This window comes from Streptomyces filipinensis, assembly GCF_014649495.1.
Classification (GTDB): domain Bacteria; phylum Actinomycetota; class Actinomycetes; order Streptomycetales; family Streptomycetaceae; genus Streptomyces; species Streptomyces filipinensis.
Genome location: NZ_BMTD01000083.1, coordinates 1 through 958 on the forward strand (window position 1 = coordinate 1; position 958 = coordinate 958).

Here is a 958-nt window from a genome sequence, read left to right on the forward strand (position 1 = left end):
GACACCACGGTGTCCCGCACCGCCACGTGGGCCCGCAGAACCGCTTCGATCTCGCCCAGCTCGATCCGGTAACCGCGCACCTTCACCTGGGTGTCGATACGACCGAGATAGTCCAGCGAGCCGTCCTGCAGACGCTGCACCAGGTCACCCGTGCGGTAGAGCCGGGAGCCGGCCGGACCGAACGGGCTCGGCACGAACCGCTCCGCCGTCAGACCAGCACGCCCCATATAGCCACGTGCCAGACCGACACCGCCGATGAACAGCTCACCACTGACACCATCGGCCACCGGCCGGCCGTTGGAGTCCAGGACATACAGGTCGGTGTTGGCCAGCGGCCCACCGATCGAAACCGACTCGGTCTCCTCCGGTACCTCCCAGAAGGTGGACCAGATCGTGGTCTCCGTCGGGCCGTACACGTTCACCAGACGCCGGGTCTTCTCACGGAGCTCACGCGCCAGCTCCGGCGAGCACGCCTCGCCACCCACCAGCGCCGTCACCGCTTCATCGGCGAACCCGGCCGCGAGCAACAGCCGCCAACCCGACGGCGTCAGCTGCACGTGCGTGATCTCGTTCCTGCTGACCAGGCCGGCCAACGCCTCAGCGTCCCTGGCCTCACCGCTCGACGCCATCACCACACACCCGCCGGTGACCAGCGGGAGGAACAGCTCCAGACCGGAAATGTCGAACGAGATCGACGTCGACGCCAGCCACACACTCTCACTGTCACTGCCCGCGACATCCGCCATCGACATCAACAGGTTCAACAGCGCCTGGTGCGGGATCATCACACCCTTCGGCCGACCCGTCGAACCCGACGTGTACAGCACGTACGCCAGCTCACCGCCACCCGGCAACACACCCAGCGACTCCGCCGACTCACCGGCGATCGCCTCGGCATCCGCGTCCAGCAGCACCCGCCGCCCGTCGAAGCCGTCCACCGTCACACTCGACTCGGTGA

At 67.4% G+C, this 958-nt stretch carries 1 protein-coding gene; it reads right to left on the reverse strand.

Translation table 11 applies throughout. The features are described from left to right. On the reverse strand, window positions 1-958 hold a 958-nt coding region (locus IE244_RS41565), incomplete at both ends, for an amino acid adenylation domain-containing protein (protein ID WP_191878766.1).